The organism is Bradyrhizobium sp. LeoB3, from assembly GCF_055456055.1.
Genome location: NZ_JBVBEF010000004.1, coordinates 143052 through 162824, shown reverse-complemented (window position 1 = coordinate 162824; position 19773 = coordinate 143052). Strand labels below are relative to the sequence as shown.

Genomic DNA, 19773 nt, shown 5'->3' with positions numbered 1-19773 from the left:
ACTGGCGCCCGGCGGGAGAGCCGCCGGGCGCAAGTCCAATCCAGGTTTCCAGGGAAAGCCTACAGCAGGCCAAGCACGATCGCGCCGACAAAGGCGAGCGCAACATAGGCGGCGACGACACTCAGCCGGCTGACGAGAAGACTCATAGCCATCGAGAACGCTCCCAGCGTTTGCGCCTGCCCGCATAGAACGCCGAAATTTACCAAACCGTTCCCCGCCGAAAAAGCCAGCGGTGCTGTCCGTCCTGCCTGAGGCGTCCCGGGCCGGCGGCCGTATGGTTAAAGATGTGTAAAAACAACGCGTTGAAGAGTCCTTAAATAAATTCGCCGAATCTGCCGCGCATGACGCGTGGAGTTCGTTTGTATCTCGTCGGCTCCGTCGTCCTTGTTTCGCTGGTAGGTTGCGGTCGCGGTTTCTTCCAGGCCGAGCGTGAACCCTGGCGGGCCGAGGCCGAAGTCGCTTGCCTGAAATCCGGAGCGGTGAAGGAAGGGCCGGACCTCGTGCGCATCGACCCGATCTCGGGTCCCGGCGCGTGCGGTGCGCAATTCCCGCTCAAGGTCGCAGCGCTCGGCGAGAGCGACCAGACTCTTGGTTTCGTCGACGATCTGCGTCCGCCGGCCGATATCGGATCGAGCCGGAGCCAGCCGCGCTGGCCGATCGCGCGGCAACCGGCGCCGCCGCCGGCCCCTTATCCGAATTCGGCCGCGGGCCAACCCGGCTACGGCGCGCCGTCGAACGGGCCGATCTCGCTGAGCGCTCCCGGCGTCGCGCCGCAGCAGGACGACATCGATTTGCCGGCGGAGGGCTCCCCGGAGCCGCCGGGCGGTCCGGCCTATGGCACACCGCAAGGCTATCCGCCGCGCGACCGCGCTTCCGCACCTTATTCCCCCGGGCCTTATTCGCCGTCGCAAGGCGCCGCCGCGCCGTTGCCGCGGCTCGGGCCGGAGCGCGGCAATCCCGTCACTGCAGTCGGCCCGGTTACGCTGAAACCGACCGCGACGCTCGCCTGTCCGATCGTCTCCGCGCTCGACCGCTGGCTTGCCGATTCCGTGCAGCCCGCGGCGACGCGCTGGTTCGGCGCGCGCGTGGTCGAGATCAAGCAGATTTCCGCCTATTCCTGCCGCGGCATGAACGGCAATCCGAGTGCGCATATTTCCGAGCACGCCTTCGGCAATGCGCTCGACATCGCCGGCTTCACGCTCGCCGACGGCCGCCGCATCTCGGTGAAGGATGGCTGGCGCGGCCTGCCGGAAGAGCAGGGATTCCTGCGTGACGTCCAGGGCGGGGCCTGCCAGCAGTTCAACACCGTGCTGGCGCCGGGCTCCAACCGCTTCCACTACGATCACATCCACGTCGACCTGATGCGCCGCGCCAGTCGCCGCATCATCTGCGAGCCCGCCGCCGTCTCCGGCGAGCAGATCGCCGCGCGCGCCAACTCGCGCAACCCCTATGCCTCGCGCGATCCTAATGTCACGGGCTCGCTCGGCGGCAAGAAGTCCTCCTGGTTCGGCAAGGCCAAGGTCAACGAAGAAGACGAATTCACCGACGAATAGCCTTTGCTCGCTTGTGTGAGGGTAGCGCGCTGAGGCAGTGCAGGGATCGCCGAGATCCGGTGCTGCGCACATCCTTTGGTTGTTTGCTGGGCGTCCGGCTCCCGCCTGGGTGATCTACGCAGGATAGGCGATTGCGCGACATCACAATTTGCGCAACATGAGGCATGGCGTCGCGTGTCTAAGGCGGCACGGACGCGATAAACGACAATAAAGGCCGGCAAAGGCTGCATCATATCAGGGGAGGCGGCATGGAGGTGACGCGCAGTCTGAAGCGGCGATCGCCGTGGCTTGCGCGCAGCGTCAATTCGCTCGCGGGGGCTGCGATGTTCGTCGCCCCGCTGCTTGCGCTGGTTGCGATCTGGGCCATCGTCGTTCCGCTGTTCGATATCAATCCGCGGGTCTTCCCCTCTGTTGGCGCGGTCGGCACGGCCGCGATGGATTCGATCCGCGACGGCACGCTGCTTGCCCATGTCGGCGCGAGCCTGCTGCGCGTCGGCCTCGGCACGCTGATCGGCGTCGTCACCGCCGTACCGCTCGGGATCGCGATGGGCGTGAGCCCGACGGTTGCCGCGTTCCTGACGCCGCTGTTCCGCTTCTTCTCCGTGCTCGCCGGCATCGCCTGGATTCCGATCGCCACGCTCTGGTTCGGCTATGGCTTCGGCGCCATCGTCTTCGTGATCTTCAACGCCGTGTTCTTCGTCGTCGCCTACAACACGCTGCTCGGTGTCAAGACCATCCCGCACACGCTACGCAACGCCGCAAGCTCGCTCGGCGCCGGCCGCTGGGCCTTGCTGACGGAAGTGCTGCTACCGGGCGCGCTGCCGAACATCGTCACCGGCGTTCGCACCGGGCTCGGCTTTGCCTGGCGCGGCCTGATCGCGGCCGAGATGATCGCGACCAATGTCGGGCTCGGCTACATGCTGTTCGTCGCCCGCGATTTCTACCGCACCGAGGTCATCGTGTTCGGCATGATCGTGATCGGCGTGCTGTGGCTCTTGATCGACCGTCTGCTGCTGGTTCCGCTGGAGCGGGCGACCATCGAGCGCTGGGGCATGGTGAGGCGCGCATGAATGTTCTCTTGCAATGCTGGAGCGGCTACGCACGGATGACGCGGCGCTGGCCCGCGCTCGCGGCCATCATCCCCTTCATTCCGGTGGTGGCGCTCTGGAGCGCGGTTGCCGCAGCCGGCATCTTTCCGCGTGCGTTCTTCCCCGGCCCGGTCGATGTCGTGAACTCCTTCGTCACGCTGACCTACAAAGGCATCCTGCCGGATTATCTCGGCGACAGCGTGATCCGCCTGTTCACCGGCGCCGCCGTCGGCATGGCGCTCGGGATTCCCTTGGGCGTATTGATCGGCACCAGCCGCTGGGCGCATCGCATCTGCTGGCCGATCCTGTTGTTCTTCCAAGCGATCGGCGACATCGCCTGGCTGCCGATCCTCCTGATCTGGTTCGGTTTCGGGCTCACGACGATGACCTTCGTCATTGTCTACACCGTGCTGTTCCCGGTCGTGCTCAACACCGTGCTCGGCGTCGAATCGGTGCCGCGCGATCTCGCGCGCGCCGCACGCAGTCTCGGCGCCTCGCCGGCGCGCGTGCTCTGGGAGGTGACGCTGCCCGGCGCGCTGCCCAACATCATCACGGGCCTCCGCAACGGCCTCGGCTATGGCTGGCGCGCGCTGATCGCGGTCGAGATGATCGTCGGCACCAGCGGCATCGGCTTCATGATGTTCGATGCGCGCCGTTCCGGCTCCACCGTCGAGATCCTGCTTGGCATGATCATTCTCGGACTGCTCTGGTACATCGTGGACGCCTGGATCCTCGCGCCGCTCGAGCGCGCGACCGGCCAGCGCTGGGGATTGGTGACATCATGAAGACGCTTTCGCTCAAGAACCTCGCAAAGACCTATTTCGATCCCTATGCCGGCTCGCATGTCAACGCGGTCCACGACGTCTCGATCGACGTCGAGCAGGGCGAATTCGTCTCCGTGGTCGGCCCGTCCGGTTGCGGCAAGACCACCATCCTCAACATGATCGCCGGCTTCATTCCCTATACCGGCGGCGAGATCCTGCTCGACGGCAAGCCGGTCAAGGGACCGGGCCCGGAGCGCGGCGTCGTGTTCCAGTCGTTTGCGCTGTTTCCCTGGAAGACCGTGCTCGACAATGTCGGCTTCGGCCCGAAGATGCGCGGCGTGCCGAAGGCCGAGCGCGACCGCATCGCGCGCGAATATCTCGCGCTCGCCGGCCTCTCGCATGCGGCGCATCGCTACCCCAATGAATTGTCCGGCGGCATGCAGCAGCGCGTCGGCGTGGTGCGCGCGCTCGCCAACAATCCGGATGTGCTGCTGATGGACGAGCCCTTCGCCAGCGTCGACGCGCAGACGCGCATGACCTTGCAGGAGGAGCTGACGCGGATCTGGCAGGAGCGCAAGCCGACGGTGCTCTTCATCACCCATGACGTGTCGGAGGCGGTGTTCCTTGCCAACCGCGTCGTCGTGCTTTCGAAGGGGCGCGTCCTCGACCAGATCGAGATCGATTTGCCGCGGCCGCGGGTGTGGGATGATCTGGTCAAGGACGACAAGTTCAAACAGCTCTCCGCGCGCGTGCTGCAGATGGTGCGCGCCGCATGAGCCTCGTCGCGCAAGCCTTCCGCTCGACCAAGGGCCGCATCGTGCTCGGCGTCATCGCCGCCTGGGCCGGCTTTCAGCTTTGGCTGACCCTGGCCGCGCCCGGCAAGATTTCGCCGGAGCTCGCCGGCACGTCCGAGAAGGTCAATGTGCAGATCGAGCTGCCATTCACGCCCGAGCGTTTCCACGTGCTCGCATTCCAGCAATATGGACGTGTCTCGGGCACTGACGAGCATTCCATTGAATTGCGTGGCGTCAAACGAACGGACCTCAACGCCGTCGCCCGGCCGTACTGGGTGACGGCGGTGGGGCCGATAAAACCGGGAGGGTAGGAGAATGAAACGATTATTGCTGCTCGCGATGGCGTTCGCGCTGCTCTGCACGCCGTCGGGCGCGCAGACGCTGACCAAGCTGAAGGCCGGCATGGTCACCGGCATCGACCAGATCGGATTGCCGATCGCGCTCGAGCGCGGCTTCTTCGAGAAATACGGCCTCGACGTCACCATCGCGCGGCCCTATGCCACCGGCGTCGATGCCCTCAACGCGCTGCAGGCCGGCGAGAGCGAGATCGTGCAGGTCGGCGTGCCCATGATCGGCGCGGTGCTGCGCGGCATGGATCTCGTTGCGCTCGGCAATTACAGCGGCAACGCCACCAAGGCCGGCTCTGATGCGACCATGGCGATTGTTGCGCGCGAAGGCTCAGGGATCGTTAAGGGCGACCTTGCGAGCCTGAAGGGCAAGAAGATCGCGGCGTCCTTCGGCACCATCAATCACCTCTACATCCTCGGCATCCTGGAGAAGGCCGGGCTGAAGCCGGAGGAGGTCACCTTGGTGAACACGCCGCCGCCGGACATGACCGTCGCCCTGCTCGCCAAGGGCATCGACGCCTTCTCCGGCTGGGATCCGTGGCCGATCGTCGCCGGCAAGGATGTGCCCGGTGCGGTCGAGATCATCCGCGGCGGCGACGTGATCTCCTATCTCGGCTTCAACGTCGCCTTGCGTCCATGGGTGCAGGCCAACGGGGACACCATCGAGAAATTCCTGGCGGCGGTCTCTGAGGCCGACCAGTGGATGCGCAAGAACCCGAAGCAGGCCGCGCAGGTCGCAACCCGTTGGATCCCTGGCCTCAAGCAGGAAATCGCCGAAGCCGCGATGCAGTTCAACATCCAGCAGGCGGACCGCCGTCTGTCAGCGAACAATTACCGCGCGCTCTTTGGTGCTGAAGACCGCCTGTCACGGCTGGGGATCATCAAGGCGACCTTCGATGTCAACAAGCATATCGAGCCGAAATACATTCTGAAGGTGATGAAGGATCACCCCGAACTGTTCTCCGACCTGCCGCCAATCCCGGAGGCCGTAGCGATCGGTCCGGGCTACGTCTTCAAGCCGTGAGCACCTCCGATGTCATTCCGGGGCGCGCGTAGCGCGAGCCCGGAATCCATCAGGCCACAGGCGCAAGCGACGAAATGGATTCCGGGCTCGATGCTTCGCATCGCCCCGGAATGACGGCTCTCGGTGATTGCGAACAGGGACGATGGAGAGAGTTGCGACCCCAGTCTATCTCCTCACCCTGAGGAGGCCGCGTAGCGGCCGTCTCGAAGGGCGAGGCCCCTAGCGGGGCCTCATCGTTCGAGACGCGCGGAGCCTGTCATCGGGCCGCGCCTTGCGCGGACCCGTTGGCGCTCCTCACCATGAGGGGGCAAAACCGGCGTCGCCGCTACGCGGGCTTCGGCCGATACGCCGCCAGGAACACGCGCGTTGCGCTGTCGACGACGGTGGCGATCTGCTCCGGCGATGGCGAGGGCTTGGCCTGGAAGATGAAGGCCTGGAACAGCGTCGCCTGGCACATCTGCATGAATTGCCAGGCAGCGAGCTCGAAATTGTCGATCGCAAGCTCGCCGTGCGCGGCGCGAGCTTCGAGATAGGTCGCGAAGCGTTTGACGTTGCTCGCGATCACCTGTTCGTAAAATCGGCTGCCGACCTCCGGCATCCGCTCGGCGATCGCCATCACCGTGCGGATCGCCGAGCCGCCGCCCGGCCGGCACAGCAGGGCGATGTAGGCCCGCCCGAATTCGGGCAGGGTGGTATCGACGTCGCGCTGCGGATCGAAATTGAAAGCCGCCTTGCTCTGCTCGATCTTCTCTTCCTCGACGATCGCCTCGAACAGCCGGCACTTGTCGTCGAAGTAGACGTAGAGCGTGCCCTTGGAGACGCCGGCGGCGCGGGCGATCTCGCCCATACTGGCTCCGTCGAAACCCAATTCCAGGAACACCTTGCGGGCACCGTCGAGAATCTGCCGCCGCTTCGAGGAGTCCTCCTCGGCAACGATCTGAAGCGGGGATGTCCGGCCTGCAACCATTGGTTTAGTCTCTCGGAGAACATTTCCGTCCGGGCTACTGTCCGGAAGCGATTTTCTCCTTAGGGTTCCTCCAAAGTAATGTAACTTGACCGAACCGTTCGGTCAATGATAGATGTAAAGACACGATGCCGCACCAGCCGCAGGGCCTCGCTTGCGTCGTGACGGGGTAAATGAGGAGTCCGGCCATGGCCGCGGCGAGAGATCAGGCTGCACGCGTCGTTCGCTCCGAGCCGGAGGTCGAGGGCGAGTCCGTGCGCAACACATCAGCTCAGCCGGCAGAGCAGCTTCGTAGCCCCGCTCCCGAAGAAGCCAAGCGCCGGCCTGCCGAAACGCCGGCCGCGCCTGCACCGGAGCAGCCGGCAGCGCCAGCCGCCGCGCCAAAACCCGCCAAGCGCAGATTCGTCATGATGGGTGTGCTCGGCCTGCTCGCACTCGCCGCCGTCGGCTACGGCGTCTACTGGTTCGTTGCCGGACGCTTCTACATCTCGACCGACGACGCCTATGTGCGCGCCAACAACTCCATGCTCGGCGCGCGTGTCTCCGGCCATCTGGCGGCGATCCTGCCTGCCGACAACGCGATCGTTCGCGCCGGCGAAGTGATCTTCCGGATCGACGACGGCGACTACCGGATCGCGGTCGACGCGGCGCGCAGCAGGATCGCCACCCAGCAGGCGACCATCGAGCGCATCGGCCGCCAGGTCACCGCGTTGGAAAGCGCAGTCGAGCAAGCGCAGGCACAACTCGTCTCCGCCGAAGCGAACCTGAAGCGCTTCGGCCTCGATTTCGACCGCCAGCAGGCGCTGAGCACCAAGGGCTTTGCCTCGCGCGCCACCTTCGAAGTCTCGGAGGCAAACCGTGACCAGGGCGTTGCCGCGGTGAAGTCGGCGCAGGCCGCCTATGACGCTGCGCGCGACAATGTCGAGGTGACCAAGGCGCAGCAGAACGAGGCCCGCGCCACGCTCGCCGAACTGCAGACCCAGCTCGCCAAGGCCGAGCGCGATCTCGATTTCGCCACGGTGCGCGCGCCGGTCGACGGCACCTTCTCCAACCGTCTCGTCAATGTCGGCGACTTCATCCAGGTCGGCCAGCGGCTCGGCAATGTGGTGCCGCTCGACGATGTCTTCATCGACGCCAACTATAAAGAGACGCAGCTCAAGCGTGTCCGCCCGGGCCAGCCGGTGACGATCTCGGTCGACGCCTACGGCCACCGCAAGTTCAAGGGCGTGGTTGACAGCATTTCACCGGCCGCAGGTTCGGTGTTCACGCTGCTGCCGCCGGACAACGCCACCGGCAATTTCACCAAGATCGTGCAGCGATTGCCGGTCCGCATCCGCGTGCCGAAGAGCGTCGCGCGACAGAACCTGCTGCGCGCAGGCATGTCGGTCTACACCACCGTGGATACAAGCGAGGGTGCACACGACGCCGACAATGATGCCGATCTCGACGCACCGATGATGATTCATCCGCAGTGATAGTTTGAGCCCGGAGAACGCTCCGCGCGCAGGTGAGCAGATATGGCCGACGCCACCACCGCTTCGCCGAACATGATGAATGCCGCGGCCGCCAGCGAGCGCATCGAGCCGAAGCGGGTGGTCGCCTTCGTCATCATGGTGTTCGGGATGTTCATGTCGATCCTGGACATCCAGATCGTCTCCGCATCGCTCTCGGACATCCAGGCCGGCCTCTCGGCGAGCTCGAGCGAAGTCTCCTGGGTGCAGACCGCCTATCTGATCGCCGAGGTCATCGCCATTCCCCTGTCCGGCTTCCTGTCGCGCGCGCTCGGCACGCGGCTGCTGTTCGCGATCTCCGCCTTCGGCTTCACCGTCTCGAGCTTCCTGTGCGGTTTTGCCACCTCGATCGAGCAGATGATCCTCTGGCGCGCCCTGCAGGGATTTCTCGGCGCCGGCATGATCCCGACGGTGTTCGCCTCGGCCTACACGATCTTTCCGCGCTCGAAGTTCCACATCGTCGCGCCGATCATCGGACTGGTCGCGACGCTGGCGCCGACCGTCGGTCCCACGGTTGGCGGCTACATCACGGACCTGATGTCGTGGCACTGGCTGTTTTTCATCAACATCGTGCCCGGCATCGGCATCACCATCGGCGTGCTCGCGCTGATCGATTTCGACCAGCCGAATTTCTCGCTGCTCGAGCGCTTCGACTGGTGGGGCCTCTTGTTCATGGCGGGCTTCCTCGGCTCGCTGGAATATGTGCTGGAGGAGGGGCCGCAATACGAGTGGCTGCAGGACACCTCGGTCGCGTTCTTCGCCGCGGTCTGCCTTATCTCCGCGATTGCCTTCTTCTGGCGCGTATTCGCGGTGGAAGAGCCGATCGTCGATCTCAGGACGTTCGGCAACCGCAATTTCGCGATCGGCTGCGTGCTGCAGTTCTGCATCGGCATCGGCCTCTACGGCCTGACCTACATCTATCCGCGCTATCTCGCGGAGGTTCGCGGCTACAGCGCGCTGATGATCGGCGAGACCATGTTCGTCTCCGGCATCACGATGTTCCTGATGGCGCCGGTCGTCGGGAAGCTGATGCAGAAGGTCGATCTGCGCTACATCATCGCCTTCGGCCTCGTCACCTTCGCGCTTGGCTCCTGGCAGATGACCTGGATCACGCGCGACTATGACTTCTACGAACTCTTGGTGCCGCAGATCCTGCGCGGCATCGGCATGATGTGCGCGATGGTGCCGACCAACAACATTGCGCTGGGCACGCTGGCACCACATCTGGTCAAGAATGCCTCCGGCCTGTTCAACCTGATGCGCAATCTCGGCGGCGCGGTGGGACTGGCCATCATCAACCAGGTGCTGAACGAGCGCACCGACCTGCACATTTCGCGTCTGCACGATCGGGTGCATTGGGGCAATGCGACGGCGGTCGAGACGCTCAACATGTTCACCCAGCGCATGCAGGGCATGGGCGATTCCGCGATGATGGCGCTGAAGCAATTGTCGCAGATCGTGCACCGCCAGGCCGCGGTCATGGGTTATGGCGACGCCTTCTTCATGCTGACGGTGTTCTATGTCGGCCTCAGTCTTCTCGTGCTGCTCCTGAACAAGCCGTCGGCGGCGGCACCTGGCGGCGGCCATTAGCGCGAAGGCGCAGCTCACGGCTTTGTCATCTTGCAAATCAGGCGTGACGCATTTATAAGCAACGCGTCGTCGCTCGAACCGGGGAGATTTGCATGATTTTGGCTTATTCGCAGATCGCGCGCCCCCGTTCGATGCTTGTGCTGGGTATTCGGTCGCACCACTGACCGCCGGTTCTGACCGGGGCTGACGTCCCGGTCCTCCAAGCCTTCCAACAACTTACCGATCTTTCAACGACGTCCGCGTTGCGCGCTTTTGCGCCGTCGCGCGTCAATTCAGATGGAGCCGGCCTGCGCGACGAGCGCGGCCGGATTGCGCCATGACTCTTTCGACTAGCAAACGTCCCGCCGCGATCCGCGTCGTGATCCCGTTTGTATTCCGCCACTGGCTGAGGCAGCCCATCCGCGCCACCACCGTAATGGTCGGCTTTCTCGGCGCCACTGTCGCCGACCTTTTCATGCCGGTCTATTCCGGCCATCTGGTCGACGCGCTTACGCTCGGCACCGCGGACCAGGCGGCGCGGCATGCGGCGATGGTTGCATTCGGCGGCATCGTCGCGCTCGGCCTGTTGTCGATCATCCTGCGGTTCGACAATGTCACCTTCCTCTACGGCGGCCATCGCACGCCGCTCTATGACGCGCTGTCGATCGATATCCGCGCCGGCGAGCGTGTCGGCCTGGTCGGCAGGTCCGGCTCGGGCAAGACCACGTTCGTGAAACTGGTGCAGCGGCTCTATGACGTCTCGGGTGGACGGATCCTGATCGACGGCCAGGATATCGCTCACGCCACGCAGCAATCGCTGCGCAGCCAGATCGCGATCGTCCAGCAGGAGCCGATCCTGTTCCACCGTTCGCTGGCGGAGAACATCGCCTATGGCCGGCCCGGCGCCAGCATGGCGGCGATCGAGCAGGCGGCGCGGCTTGCCAATGCGCACGATTTCATCATGCGATTGCCGAAGGGCTACGGCACGCTGGTCGGTGAGCGCGGCGTCAAACTGTCCGGCGGCGAGCGGCAGCGCGTCGCGCTGGCACGCGCGTTCCTCGCCGATGCGCCGATCCTGATCCTGGACGAGGCGACCTCGAGCCTGGATTCGGAATCGGAGGCGCTGATTCAGGAGGCGATGGAGCGGCTGATGAAGGGCCGCACCTCGATCGTGATCGCGCACCGGCTGTCGACGGTGCGCGGCCTCGACCGCATCCTGGTGTTCGATCGCGGCGAGATCGTCGAGCAGGGCACCCATGCCGCGCTGACCGCGCGGCCGGGCGGCATCTATCGCAGCCTGTTCGAGCGGCAGACGATGGAGTTCGACGAGGTCTCCGCGGCGGAGTAGTCGCCGTCATTCCGTGGCGCGCGTGAGCGCGAACTACGATGCGCAATTGCGCATCTGAGAATCTCGAGGTTCTCAGGTGCGCAAGTGCGCACCATAGTTCGGGGCTTTGCGCCGCTCCGGAACGACAGCCTTTCGCCCCCGCGTGCGCGCGCTGATCGCGACCGTCGCCACCACGGCGGCGGCGAACAGCACGACCTGCCAAGTGATCGTCTCGCCATTGAACAGCGAGGCGAGCACGAAGGTGACGAAGGGCTGCAACAATTGCACCTGCGACACCCGCGCGATCCCGCCCATCGCCATGCCGGCATTCCAGGCGAAGAAGCCGATCCATTGCGAGAACAGCGCGACGTAGAGCAGACCAAGCCAGGGTTTAAGCGAGATGTGCATCGGATCGGCCGGCATCGTCAGCGCCGCCGCCGGCAGCGCGAACGGCAACGCAATCACCAGCACCCAACTGATGACTTCCCAGCCCGGCATCTCCGCGGTGAGCCGTCCGGAGAAGGCATAGCCAACGGCGGAAACCGCAACGGAGGCGAACAGGAAGAGGTCGCCCGTCGACAGCGTGCCGCCGCCGTCACGCAGCGCAAAGGCGATCACGAGCGCGGCGCCGACGACAGCGGCGACCCAGAACAAGGGCCGCGGCCGCTCGTGGGTGATGGCGACCGCCACCAGCGCGGTCGCGATCGGCAGCACGCCGAGCACGACGCCGCCATGGGAGGCGTCAACCCGCTGCATGCCCTCGGCCATCAGCAGTGGAAACAGGATGGCGACGCACAGCATCACCAGCGCAAGCTGCGGCCATAGCGCGCGCCGCGGCAGCGGCCGCCGCAACACGAGCAGGAGCGCGAGCGAGCATAGACCGGCGATTGCGGTGCGGATCGCGGTCAGGGCAATCGGATCAATTTCCGCGACGGCAAGCCGCGTCGCCGGCAGCGTGCCGCCGAAGATCGCCATGCCGATGAAGCCCAGCAACAGGCCGAAACGTTCGCGCGAGGAGGATGACGACATGATAGGCGTGGATAGCGGGTTCACTGCCCCGCGTACAGCAATCTACTCGGTGCATATGGCAGCCATGCGCGCGCTATCTCGGAGCAATTCCGCTCCACACCAGCCCGATCCCGGAGAGAAACAAAAGCCCGAGCACGATGTTTGTGAAATTCCGGTCGCTCAGCGCGTGATAGATTCGCGCGCCGAGCCAGGCGCCGGCCACCGTTGCCGGAAAGGTCACGACAGCGAGCGTGAGAACTTGCTTTGTGACGAAGCCGGCGAATGCCTGAAGCACCAGCGCCGTCGCCAGCACCGTGAAGTTGAAGGTCTGGAAAATCCCGCGCCGCTGCTCCTTGGTCCAGCCGCGCACGCTGGCCCAAAGAATCGGAAGTGGGCCGGACAGGCCGGCGAGGCCGCCAAGGATGCCGCCGGCAAATCCGATGGCGCCGTCGAACGGCTTGCCGCCAAACTTGATCGCCATTGGCCTGCGCTGAAAATAGAGCGCGATGGGAAAGACCAGCAGAAACACGCCGATGCTCAGCTTGAAGGTGTTGGGATCGGCATGGGCAATCAGCAGCGTGCCGAGCGGCACGCCGGCGAGCCCGCCGACCACAAATGGCCAGACCAGCCTGAAATCGATCGAGCGCCAGATCGAGGGCAGGGTCGTGAGCTGGCCGACGACCGAGCAGATCAGGACCAAAGGTACGGCAACCGCAGGCGGCGCAACGTAAAGCCAGATCCCCAGCGCCATCAGCGCGGTGCCGAAGCCGGCAAGGCCGGATACGAAGCCACCAGCGAGCGCGCCGACAAACAGCACCGCCAGGGCGAATCCGCCCATCATCGTCTTGTTCTCATTGCCATTGGCCTGACGTTTACACGACGAGCCGGGCAGGGACTATCGCAATCCGCCCCGGAACGATGGTCAAAGCGAAGCTGCCAAAAATGGCGAGGGGTCCAGCGTGTTTGCGCCGAACCCCTCATTTGGTCCACCAAGAGGCGTTTTCTTCACGCGAACCGGAAACCCACTTCGCTTGAAAACGCTTTAGAACATCAGCCGGCCTGTAAGCCGGGTTCTGTAGGGCACCATTCTCGCGAATGGTACGTGACGGCCATTCCTCTGGGACCGCCTTTGCAGACGGCCTCGAGCAACCTACCCGGACGGCGGGCCTGACATCGCCCTGCGGTGTTATCGCTTTCGCGAACCATCCGCGGTGCCGTCCCTATTCGGTTTTGCTCCCGGTGGGGTTTGCCATGCCGTTTCCGTTGCCGGAAACGCGGTGCGCTCTTACCGCACCTTTTCACCCTTGCCGCGCCAAAGCCCCGAGGGGCGAGGCGGGCGGTTCGTTCTCTGTGGCACTTTCCCTGGGGTTGCCCCCGCCGGACGTTATCCGGCACCGCATGTCGATGGAGCCCGGACTTTCCTCCCCCGCGGCCTTTCGGCGCTTGCGGGAGCGGCCGTCCGGCCGACTGACGCCCGTAGGCATGAGGGTTTGTGGCCGCAAGGTCAAGGCGAAAGCGGCCTGCGGAACCTCGCAAAAATAAACTATCCTGAAGATGTCGTTTTGCGTCCGCCCCGCTCGACTGGATGTCGGCGATCCAGCCGATGAAAAGGAGACTTCGCGATGCGGTATCTGTTGATGATCTACCAGAACGAGGTCGAGTACGCGAAACTCGACGCGGCAACGAGTCAGAAGATGATGGAGGAATACGGCAAGTTCACCCAGTCCATCATCCAGAGCGGCAATTTCAAGGCCGGCGACCGGCTGCGGCCGACGACGACCGCGACCACGGTGCGCGTGCGCGACGGCAAGACGCTGACGACGGATGGACCGTTCGCGGAGACGCGCGAGCAGCTCGGCGGCTACTATCTGATCGAAGCCAAGGACCTCGATACGGCGCTCGCGATCGCCGCGCGCATCCCGAGTGCAAGGCTCGGCGCGATCGAGGTGAGGCCGATCTGGGTGTATGATAAGTGATGGCCTAGCGCCGCCACTCCGGGGTAATGGCGTCACCGTATGACTCCGACCCAGATCGAAAAGATCTTCCGCGACGAGGCGAGCCGGGCGCTGGCGACGCTGATCCGCCTCGTCGGCGATTTCGATCTTGCGGAGGATGCGCTGCAGGAGGCGTTCGCGGTGGCGCTGGAGCGTTGGTATGCGGGCGAGCCGCCGGAGAATCCACGGGCGTGGCTCGTCAATGTCGGCCGCAACAAGGCGATCGATCGCATCCGTCGCAACTCCGTATTCCGCGGCAAGCAGCAGGAGCTGACGCACGAACTTCTGCTCAACGCATCCACTCCTTCCGAACTCGCCGATGCCACGCTCGACGACGACATGCTGCGGTTGATCTTCACCTGCTGTCATCCGTCGTTTGCGGACGAGGTGCAGGTCGCCCTGACGCTGCGCACGGTTTGCGGCCTCTCGACGGCCCAGGTCGCGCGCGCCTTCCTCATCAGCGAGGACGCGATGGCGCAGCGGCTCTTGCGCGCGAAGCAGAAGATTCGCCTCGCCGGCATTCCCTATGAGGTGCCGGAGCGCGAGGCGCTGGAGCCGAGGCTGCGCGGCGTGCTGGCGGTGATCTATCTCGTCTTCACCGAAGGCTATGCTGCGACCTCCGGCGAGGACCTGATGCGCCCGGATCTGGCGCGCGAGGCGATCCGGCTGGCGCGGCTGATCGATGCACTGATCCCCGGCCGCGGCGAGATCAAGGGACTGCTAGCATTGATGCTGCTGCACGACGCGCGCCGCGCCGGCCGCGAAACCGCAGGCGGCGACATCGTGCTGTTGGAGGAGCAGGATCGCTCGCTGTGGGACATCAGCCAGATCGCCGAAGGCCTGCGATTGGTGGAGGAAGCGCTGCGCATGCCCGGCCGGCCGCAATCCTACACGGTGCAGGCCGCGATCGCGGCGCTGCATGCCCGCGCGCCGAGTTATAATGACACCGACTGGCCGCAGATCGCCGGCCTTTATGAAGTGCTGCTCCGCATCAGCCCCTCACCGGTGATCGAGCTGAATCATGCCGCGGCGGTGTCGATGGTCGACGGCCCAGCGCGCGCACTCGATTTGATCGACGCGCTGGAAGCGCGCGGCAGCCTTAAGGGTTACGAATTGCTGCCGGCCGTCCGCGCCGATCTGCTGCGCCGCCTCGGGCGCACCGACGCCGCGCGCCAAGCGTATCGGGCGGCAACCGCCGCGACGCAACTGGAGCCGCTGCGCCGGCTCTATGCGCGGCGGATCGCGGAGATGGACCAGTAGTCGTCATGGCCGGGCTTGTCCCGGCCATCCACGTCCTTACGCGCGAAGAACGCGTGGATGCCCGGAAGAAGCCCGGGCATGACGGCGACGAAAAAGACTTGCCTACTTCTCCGCAACCACTGTCGCGGTCGCTTCCGGCGGCAGGCTCTCCAGCAGCGCATGCAACGTGGTCATGGTCGAGCGATCGACGATGCCGTCGACGCGCTCCTGGCGGAAATGGCGCTGGAATGCGGTGACGACTTCCATGGTGGGGCCGTCGAACTTGCCGTTGGTCGGGATGTTGTAGCCGTAGCGGGCGAATGCCTGCTGCATGTTGGTGACGTTATCGTTGATCGCGCCGAGCTGGAGCGTCTCCCCGCGTACGATCGGCGCCGGCTGAACCCAATGCCCGACGCCGGAATTGGCCAGCGAATGCCACGGGAATTTTTCGCCGGGGTCCTTCTTGCGCGCCGGCGCCACGTCGGAATGAGCGAGCACGCGATACGAAGGCACGTTGCGGCGGAGCATGACGCCGCGGCACAGCGCGATCACCGCTGCGATCTGGCGCAGCGGATAATCCGGATAGCCCCAGTCATGGCCGCGGTTGATGATCTCGATGCCGATCGAGCAGGAATTGATGTCCTCTTCGCCGGCCCAGCAGGAGACGCCGGCATGCCAGGCGCGCTTGCTCTCCGGCACGCACTGCACGATGCGGCCGTCCTCCAGCACGATGTAATGTGCGGAGACCTCGGTGCCGGCGGTGCAGAGCTGGGCGATGGCGCCCTCGACGTCGGGCATGCCGGTGTAATGCAGCACGATCATGTCGGGCTGCCGGTCGTTGGCGCGTTCGCCGAAATTCACCGAAGGGATGACGTCGGAGACGATCGAGGAGTCCGGAGTAAAGGTCTTCATGTCGGCGATGGCCCTCGGAACGGGAAGGGCGCGTTGACGCTTCGAATCAGCAGACGCGAACGAACCAGACGACATCCCAAATCTCAAATTCAAAACGGCAGTCCTGCAATTTCCGGGCAGCCTTCAATTTACTATTCCTTTACCCTGCCGCGGGCGCAATCACATCGGCGCCATCCCGCGAATTTTAGGTCCGCCTGTGGATGGTGCGCATCAGCGAGTTCCACGTGTGACTAAAAAGCAAAATAAACCGTGAAGGATTCGGCAACGCTTTCTTAACGCTAAGTGCCGTTACTAAGTGGTGAATAGCCGAACCGGTTTTTGAGGGGCGGCCGAGGCCCGCTTGCGCGCGAAATCCCATGGCAGCCCAGCAAACTCCGGTCGGGAATCAGGATTTGCGGCCTGATATGGGAACCGGCGCGTGCTCCGTGCCGCGGCTGCTCGGACGGAACCGCGGCGTGACGCGTAACTATTCGAGGCGCCATGGGCTGGTCCGTGTCCAGTTTCGATCCCCTACGCCGGACAACATTCGGAGCCGGCGCATGACGCCTGCTGCGCCGCACATTTCCGTGCTCGGCCGCGAGGCGGTCGACATGCTGAATCCGCGCACCGGCGGCATCTATATCGATGCCACCTTCGGTGCCGGTGGCTACAGCCGCCTGATTCTCGACGTGGCTGGAACCCGCGTCATCGGTCTCGATCGCGACCGGTCGGCGATCGCGCGCGGCTTCGATCTGGTTGATCGCTCCGAAGGCCGGCTGACGCTGGTCGAGGACCGCTTCTCCAATCTCGCTGACGTCTGTGCCGCCCAAGGTGTGGAGGCCGTCGACGGCGTGGTGATGGACATCGGCGTCTCCTCGATGCAGCTCGACCAGGCTGCGCGCGGCTTCTCGTTCCGTCTGGCGGGCCCGCTCGACATGCGGATGGGGCATGCGGGGCCGACCGCGGCGGATGTGATCGCAACCGCGTCGGAGCGCGATCTTGCCGACATCATCTATCTCTTTGGCGAGGAGCGGCACTCGCGCGGCGTGGCGCGCGCCATCGTGGCCGCGCGCAAGGAAGCGCCGATCGAGACGACGCAAGCGCTGGCCGACATCGTCGCCAGGGTCGTCCGCTCCAAGCCGAACGATATCCATCCGGCGACGCGGACGTTCCAGGCGCTGCGCATCTTCGTCAACGAAGAGCTCGATGAGTTGCTGCGTGCGCTCACCGCCGCCGAGCGTGTGCTGAAGCCGGGCGGACGGCTCGTGGTTGTTTCGTTCCATTCGCTGGAAGACCGCATCGTCAAGAATTTCTTCGGCGAGCGCGGAAAGGTTTCCAGCGGTTCGCGGCATCTGCCCGAAGTGGCGCAGATGGCGCCGAGCTTGAAGATTTTGACCAAGCGCCCGCTGACGCCGTCCGAGGACGAGATCGCGGCCAATCCTCGCGCGCGGTCGGCCAAACTGCGCGCCGCCGAGCGCACCGAAGCACCAGTGCATGCCGAGGGTGAGCCGCCGTCATGGCCGACGCTCGAACGCGTGATGAGGGGAGGCTAGCGCATGCGCATCCTCCATTTCCTCGTGATCGGTTTCCTCGTGGTCTGTGCGGCCTATGTCTACCGCATCAAGATGGAATCGACGGCCCGTACCGAGCGCGTGCTGCGGCTGAATGCGGAAATCCGCGAGCAGCGCGATGCGATCGCGACCCTGCGCGCCGAATGGGCCAAGCTCGACTCGCCGCTTCGGCTGCAGGGATTGGCCGAGCGTCATCTCGCGTTGAAGCCGCTCATCGCCAATCAATATGACTCGTTGAAGAACTTGCCCGAACGTCCGCCGAACTTCGCGCGGCCGGGCGCGCCTGACCCGATCGGCGCGATGATCAACACCATCGAGGCCGCCGCCGACCAGGAGAGCGTGACCGGGTCGGTACCAGACCCCGCGCAGCAGGGAGATCAGCAATGACCGACCGCGCGCCAAGTACAAAGCCGGCCGAGCCGTGGCGGCAGCGGCTGATCCGCGGCCTGCTCTACGGGCGGAATGTCGACCGCAGCGCGAAGGCGCGCGCCCGGGTCGGTCTCGCGATCATCGCGTTTGCCGCCGTCTACGCCATCATTGCCGGGCGGCTCGTGATGTTCGCGATGGGCGCCGACAGCCACGGCGCGCGCCGCACCGCCTCGCAGGATGCGATCGCCACCGCGCGCCCTGATATCATCGACCGCAATGGCGCAATCCTCGCGACCGACGTCAAAGCGCCGAGCCTGTTTGGCGAACCGCGCCGCATCATCGACAAGGACGAGGCGATCGAGCTTCTGACCGCGACGCTGCCTGATCTCGACACCGCCGAAGTGCGCGACCGTCTGTCGTCGCGAAAAGGTTTCGTCTGGCTGAAGCGCGAGATCACGCCGCAACAGCAGCAGGATATCCATCGCCTCGGCGTTCCCGGCATCGGCTTCCTGCGCGAGAACAGGCGCATCTATCCGACCGGCCCCACCGTTGCCCATTTGATCGGCCTTGTGAACATCGACAACCAGGGCATCGCCGGCATGGAGAAGTGGCTGGACAATAACGGTCTGGCCGATCTGCATCGCGCGGGCTTTGCCACCGACCGCTTGCAGAAGCCGGTGGAACTGTCGATCGATCTGCGCGTCGAGCATGCGCTGCGCGACGAGCTCCTGAAGGCCAAGGAGAAGTACAAGGCCAAGGCGGCATCGGGCCTCGTCTCCAATGTTCGGACCGGCGAGATCGTCGCGCTGGTCTCACTGCCCGATTTCGATCCCAACAATCCGAAGGAAGCGCACGATCCCGATCGCATCAACCGCCTGACCACGGGCGTGTTCGAGATGGGCTCGACCTTCAAGACGCTGACGCTGGCGATGGCGCTGGATTCCGGCAAGGCCACGCTCCACACCATGTATGATGCGCGCGGCGCGCTGCACTATGGCAAGTTCGCGATCCACGACTCCCATCCGCTCGGCCGGGCGATCTCGCTGTCGGAAGTGTTCACCTTCTCCTCCAATGTCGGCGCGGCGCGCATCGCGCTTGCGCAAGGAGTCGAGGCGCACAAGGCGTTCCTGAAGAAGGTCGGCCAGCTCGACCGTCTCCGCACCGAATTGCCGGAGAGCGCATCGCCGATCGTGCCGAAGCGCTGGGGTGAACTGAACACGATCACCATCTCCTTCGGCCACGGCATCGCGGTTGCGCCGCTGCAGGCGGTGATGGGCATCAATGCGATGGTCAATGGCGGCAATCTGATTCCGCCGACCTTCCTCAAGCGCTCGGAGGAAGACGCCAAGGCGATCGCCAAGCGGGTGATCAAGCCTGAGACGTCGGACAAGATCCGTTACCTGATGCGACTTAATGCCGAAATCGGAACCGCCAAGTCGGCCGACGTGAAGGGTTATTATATCGGCGGCAAGACCGGCACTGCGGAAAAGGTGGTCAATGGCCGCTACTCCAAGAAACAGGTGCTGAACTCCTTCACCGCCATCCTCCCGGCCGATAATCCGAAGTACCAGCTTCTGGTGATGCTGGATGAGCCGAAGGCGCTGCCGGAGACCCATGGTTTCATCACCTCGGGCTGGAACGCGGTGCCGACCGGCGGCAAGGTGATCGCCCGTATTGCGCCGCTTTTGGGGCTCGAGCCGCGGTTCGACCTGCCGCCGTCCGACCGCCTTATTCTTGCGGCATCGAGGACAACCCAGTAA

Annotated in this window: 18 protein-coding genes and 1 other RNA gene; 14 read left to right on the top strand and 5 right to left on the bottom strand. The window is 64.8% G+C overall.

The window, feature by feature from the left end; genetic code table 11:
- Positions 1–341: 341 nt before the first annotated feature.
- The 6 genes from ACZXDY_RS06275 (at position 342) to ACZXDY_RS06250 (ending at position 5570) form a co-directional block, all read left to right on the top strand.
- Positions 342–1553: an extensin-like domain-containing protein gene (locus ACZXDY_RS06275; protein ID WP_464344879.1), complete on the top strand. Its 1212-nt coding sequence runs from the start codon at positions 342–344 to the stop codon at positions 1551–1553.
- A gap of 248 nt (positions 1554–1801) precedes the next feature.
- The gene (locus ACZXDY_RS06270; protein WP_130227684.1) at positions 1802–2623 is read left to right on the top strand and encodes an ABC transporter permease; all 822 of its coding nucleotides are present in this window, start codon (positions 1802–1804) and stop codon (positions 2621–2623) included.
- On the top strand, positions 2620–3426 hold the full coding sequence (locus ACZXDY_RS06265) for an ABC transporter permease (protein ID WP_130227683.1): 807 nt from the start codon (positions 2620–2622) through the stop codon (positions 3424–3426). The genes ACZXDY_RS06270 and ACZXDY_RS06265 overlap by 4 nt, the downstream gene beginning before the upstream one ends.
- A complete protein-coding gene (locus ACZXDY_RS06260) occupies positions 3423–4181 on the top strand; it encodes an ABC transporter ATP-binding protein (protein ID WP_464344878.1) in 759 nt (252 codons plus the stop codon). Before ACZXDY_RS06265 ends, ACZXDY_RS06260 begins: the two co-directional genes overlap by 4 nt.
- Complete coding sequence (locus tag ACZXDY_RS06255; protein WP_130577548.1) at positions 4178–4510, top strand: hypothetical protein; 333 nt, start codon at positions 4178–4180, stop codon at positions 4508–4510. The genes ACZXDY_RS06260 and ACZXDY_RS06255 overlap by 4 nt, the downstream gene beginning before the upstream one ends.
- 4 nt (positions 4511–4514) lie before the next feature.
- The gene (locus ACZXDY_RS06250) at positions 4515–5570 is read left to right on the top strand and encodes an ABC transporter substrate-binding protein (RefSeq protein WP_464344877.1); all 1056 of its coding nucleotides are present in this window, start codon (positions 4515–4517) and stop codon (positions 5568–5570) included.
- Positions 5571–5895: 325 nt separating this feature from the next.
- Here ACZXDY_RS06250 and ACZXDY_RS06245 read toward each other — a convergent pair whose 3' ends face one another.
- Positions 5896–6537, bottom strand: a complete 642-nt coding sequence (locus ACZXDY_RS06245; RefSeq protein WP_028167516.1) for a TetR/AcrR family transcriptional regulator — start codon at positions 6535–6537, stop codon at positions 5896–5898.
- A gap of 185 nt (positions 6538–6722) precedes the next feature.
- Between ACZXDY_RS06245 and ACZXDY_RS06240 the strand changes: the two genes are divergently transcribed.
- From ACZXDY_RS06240 to ACZXDY_RS06230, 3 genes are all read left to right on the top strand, one after another.
- The gene (locus tag ACZXDY_RS06240; protein ID WP_464344876.1) at positions 6723–8009 is read left to right on the top strand and encodes an HlyD family secretion protein; all 1287 of its coding nucleotides are present in this window, start codon (positions 6723–6725) and stop codon (positions 8007–8009) included.
- Between the two features lie 42 nt (positions 8010–8051).
- Positions 8052–9635 carry a DHA2 family efflux MFS transporter permease subunit gene (locus ACZXDY_RS06235; RefSeq protein ID WP_464344875.1) on the top strand — a complete coding sequence of 528 codons (1584 nt, stop codon included), beginning with the start codon at positions 8052–8054 and terminating at the stop codon, positions 9633–9635.
- Between the two features lie 316 nt (positions 9636–9951).
- Positions 9952–10962 carry an ABC transporter ATP-binding protein gene (locus ACZXDY_RS06230; RefSeq protein ID WP_464344874.1) on the top strand — a complete coding sequence of 337 codons (1011 nt, stop codon included), beginning with the start codon at positions 9952–9954 and terminating at the stop codon, positions 10960–10962.
- A gap of 72 nt (positions 10963–11034) precedes the next feature.
- Here the strand turns inward: ACZXDY_RS06230 and ACZXDY_RS06225 are convergent, their stop codons facing one another.
- The 3 genes from ACZXDY_RS06225 to rnpB form a co-directional block, all read right to left on the bottom strand.
- Positions 11035–11970: a DMT family transporter gene (locus ACZXDY_RS06225; protein ID WP_464344873.1), complete on the bottom strand. Its 936-nt coding sequence runs from the start codon at positions 11968–11970 to the stop codon at positions 11035–11037.
- Between the two features lie 73 nt (positions 11971–12043).
- On the bottom strand, positions 12044–12787 hold the full coding sequence (locus ACZXDY_RS06220; RefSeq protein ID WP_464344905.1) for a sulfite exporter TauE/SafE family protein: 744 nt from the start codon (positions 12785–12787) through the stop codon (positions 12044–12046).
- Positions 12788–12995: 208 nt separating this feature from the next.
- Positions 12996–13420, bottom strand: an RNA gene (gene rnpB, locus ACZXDY_RS06215) — RNase P RNA component class A.
- A gap of 151 nt (positions 13421–13571) precedes the next feature.
- On the opposite strand from rnpB, the gene ACZXDY_RS06210 reads away from it, so the two are divergent.
- A complete protein-coding gene (locus ACZXDY_RS06210) occupies positions 13572–13925 on the top strand; it encodes a YciI family protein (protein WP_464344872.1) in 354 nt (117 codons plus the stop codon).
- Positions 13926–13964: 39 nt separating this feature from the next.
- Positions 13965–15203 (top strand): RNA polymerase sigma factor, encoded by a 1239-nt coding sequence (locus ACZXDY_RS06205; protein ID WP_464344871.1) that lies wholly within the window; start codon positions 13965–13967, stop codon positions 15201–15203.
- Positions 15204–15305: 102 nt separating this feature from the next.
- Here the strand turns inward: ACZXDY_RS06205 and ACZXDY_RS06200 are convergent, their stop codons facing one another.
- On the bottom strand, positions 15306–16169 hold the full coding sequence (locus tag ACZXDY_RS06200; RefSeq protein ID WP_464344870.1) for an N-acetylmuramoyl-L-alanine amidase: 864 nt from the start codon (positions 16167–16169) through the stop codon (positions 15306–15308).
- 281 nt (positions 16170–16450) lie between these two features.
- Here ACZXDY_RS06200 and rsmH point away from each other — a divergent pair, with 281 nt between their 5' ends.
- Genes rsmH through ACZXDY_RS06185 form a run of 3 tightly spaced genes read left to right on the top strand, consistent with a single transcriptional unit; the run spans position 16451 to position 19773 of the window.
- On the top strand, positions 16451–17626 hold the full coding sequence (gene rsmH / locus ACZXDY_RS06195) for a 16S rRNA (cytosine(1402)-N(4))-methyltransferase RsmH (protein WP_464344869.1): 1176 nt from the start codon (positions 16451–16453) through the stop codon (positions 17624–17626).
- 3 nt (positions 17627–17629) lie between these two features.
- Positions 17630–18031, top strand: a complete 402-nt coding sequence (ftsL, locus tag ACZXDY_RS06190; RefSeq protein ID WP_464344868.1) for a cell division protein FtsL — start codon at positions 17630–17632, stop codon at positions 18029–18031.
- The gene (locus ACZXDY_RS06185; RefSeq protein ID WP_464344867.1) at positions 18028–19773 is read left to right on the top strand and encodes a peptidoglycan D,D-transpeptidase FtsI family protein; all 1746 of its coding nucleotides are present in this window, start codon (positions 18028–18030) and stop codon (positions 19771–19773) included. Before ftsL ends, ACZXDY_RS06185 begins: the two co-directional genes overlap by 4 nt.

Coding starts and splice junctions, on each gene's coding strand:
- ACZXDY_RS06275 (WP_464344879.1), top strand. CDS start 342: ATGACGCGTGGAGTTCGTTTGTATCTCGTCGGCTCCGTCGTCCTTGTT.
- ACZXDY_RS06270 (WP_130227684.1), top strand. CDS start 1,802: ATGGAGGTGACGCGCAGTCTGAAGCGGCGATCGCCGTGGCTTGCGCGC.
- ACZXDY_RS06265 (WP_130227683.1), top strand. CDS start 2,620: ATGAATGTTCTCTTGCAATGCTGGAGCGGCTACGCACGGATGACGCGG.
- ACZXDY_RS06260 (WP_464344878.1), top strand. CDS start 3,423: ATGAAGACGCTTTCGCTCAAGAACCTCGCAAAGACCTATTTCGATCCC.
- ACZXDY_RS06255 (WP_130577548.1), top strand. CDS start 4,178: ATGAGCCTCGTCGCGCAAGCCTTCCGCTCGACCAAGGGCCGCATCGTG.
- ACZXDY_RS06250 (WP_464344877.1), top strand. CDS start 4,515: ATGAAACGATTATTGCTGCTCGCGATGGCGTTCGCGCTGCTCTGCACG.
- ACZXDY_RS06245 (WP_028167516.1), bottom strand. CDS start 6,537: ATGGTTGCAGGCCGGACATCCCCGCTTCAGATCGTTGCCGAGGAGGAC.
- ACZXDY_RS06240 (WP_464344876.1), top strand. CDS start 6,723: ATGGCCGCGGCGAGAGATCAGGCTGCACGCGTCGTTCGCTCCGAGCCG.
- ACZXDY_RS06235 (WP_464344875.1), top strand. CDS start 8,052: ATGGCCGACGCCACCACCGCTTCGCCGAACATGATGAATGCCGCGGCC.
- ACZXDY_RS06230 (WP_464344874.1), top strand. CDS start 9,952: ATGACTCTTTCGACTAGCAAACGTCCCGCCGCGATCCGCGTCGTGATC.
- ACZXDY_RS06225 (WP_464344873.1), bottom strand. CDS start 11,970: ATGTCGTCATCCTCCTCGCGCGAACGTTTCGGCCTGTTGCTGGGCTTC.
- ACZXDY_RS06220 (WP_464344905.1), bottom strand. CDS start 12,787: ATGGGCGGATTCGCCCTGGCGGTGCTGTTTGTCGGCGCGCTCGCTGGT.
- ACZXDY_RS06210 (WP_464344872.1), top strand. CDS start 13,572: ATGCGGTATCTGTTGATGATCTACCAGAACGAGGTCGAGTACGCGAAA.
- ACZXDY_RS06205 (WP_464344871.1), top strand. CDS start 13,965: ATGACTCCGACCCAGATCGAAAAGATCTTCCGCGACGAGGCGAGCCGG.
- ACZXDY_RS06200 (WP_464344870.1), bottom strand. CDS start 16,169: ATGTCGTCTGGTTCGTTCGCGTCTGCTGATTCGAAGCGTCAACGCGCC.
- rsmH (WP_464344869.1), top strand. CDS start 16,451: ATGGCAGCCCAGCAAACTCCGGTCGGGAATCAGGATTTGCGGCCTGAT.
- ftsL (WP_464344868.1), top strand. CDS start 17,630: ATGCGCATCCTCCATTTCCTCGTGATCGGTTTCCTCGTGGTCTGTGCG.
- ACZXDY_RS06185 (WP_464344867.1), top strand. CDS start 18,028: ATGACCGACCGCGCGCCAAGTACAAAGCCGGCCGAGCCGTGGCGGCAG.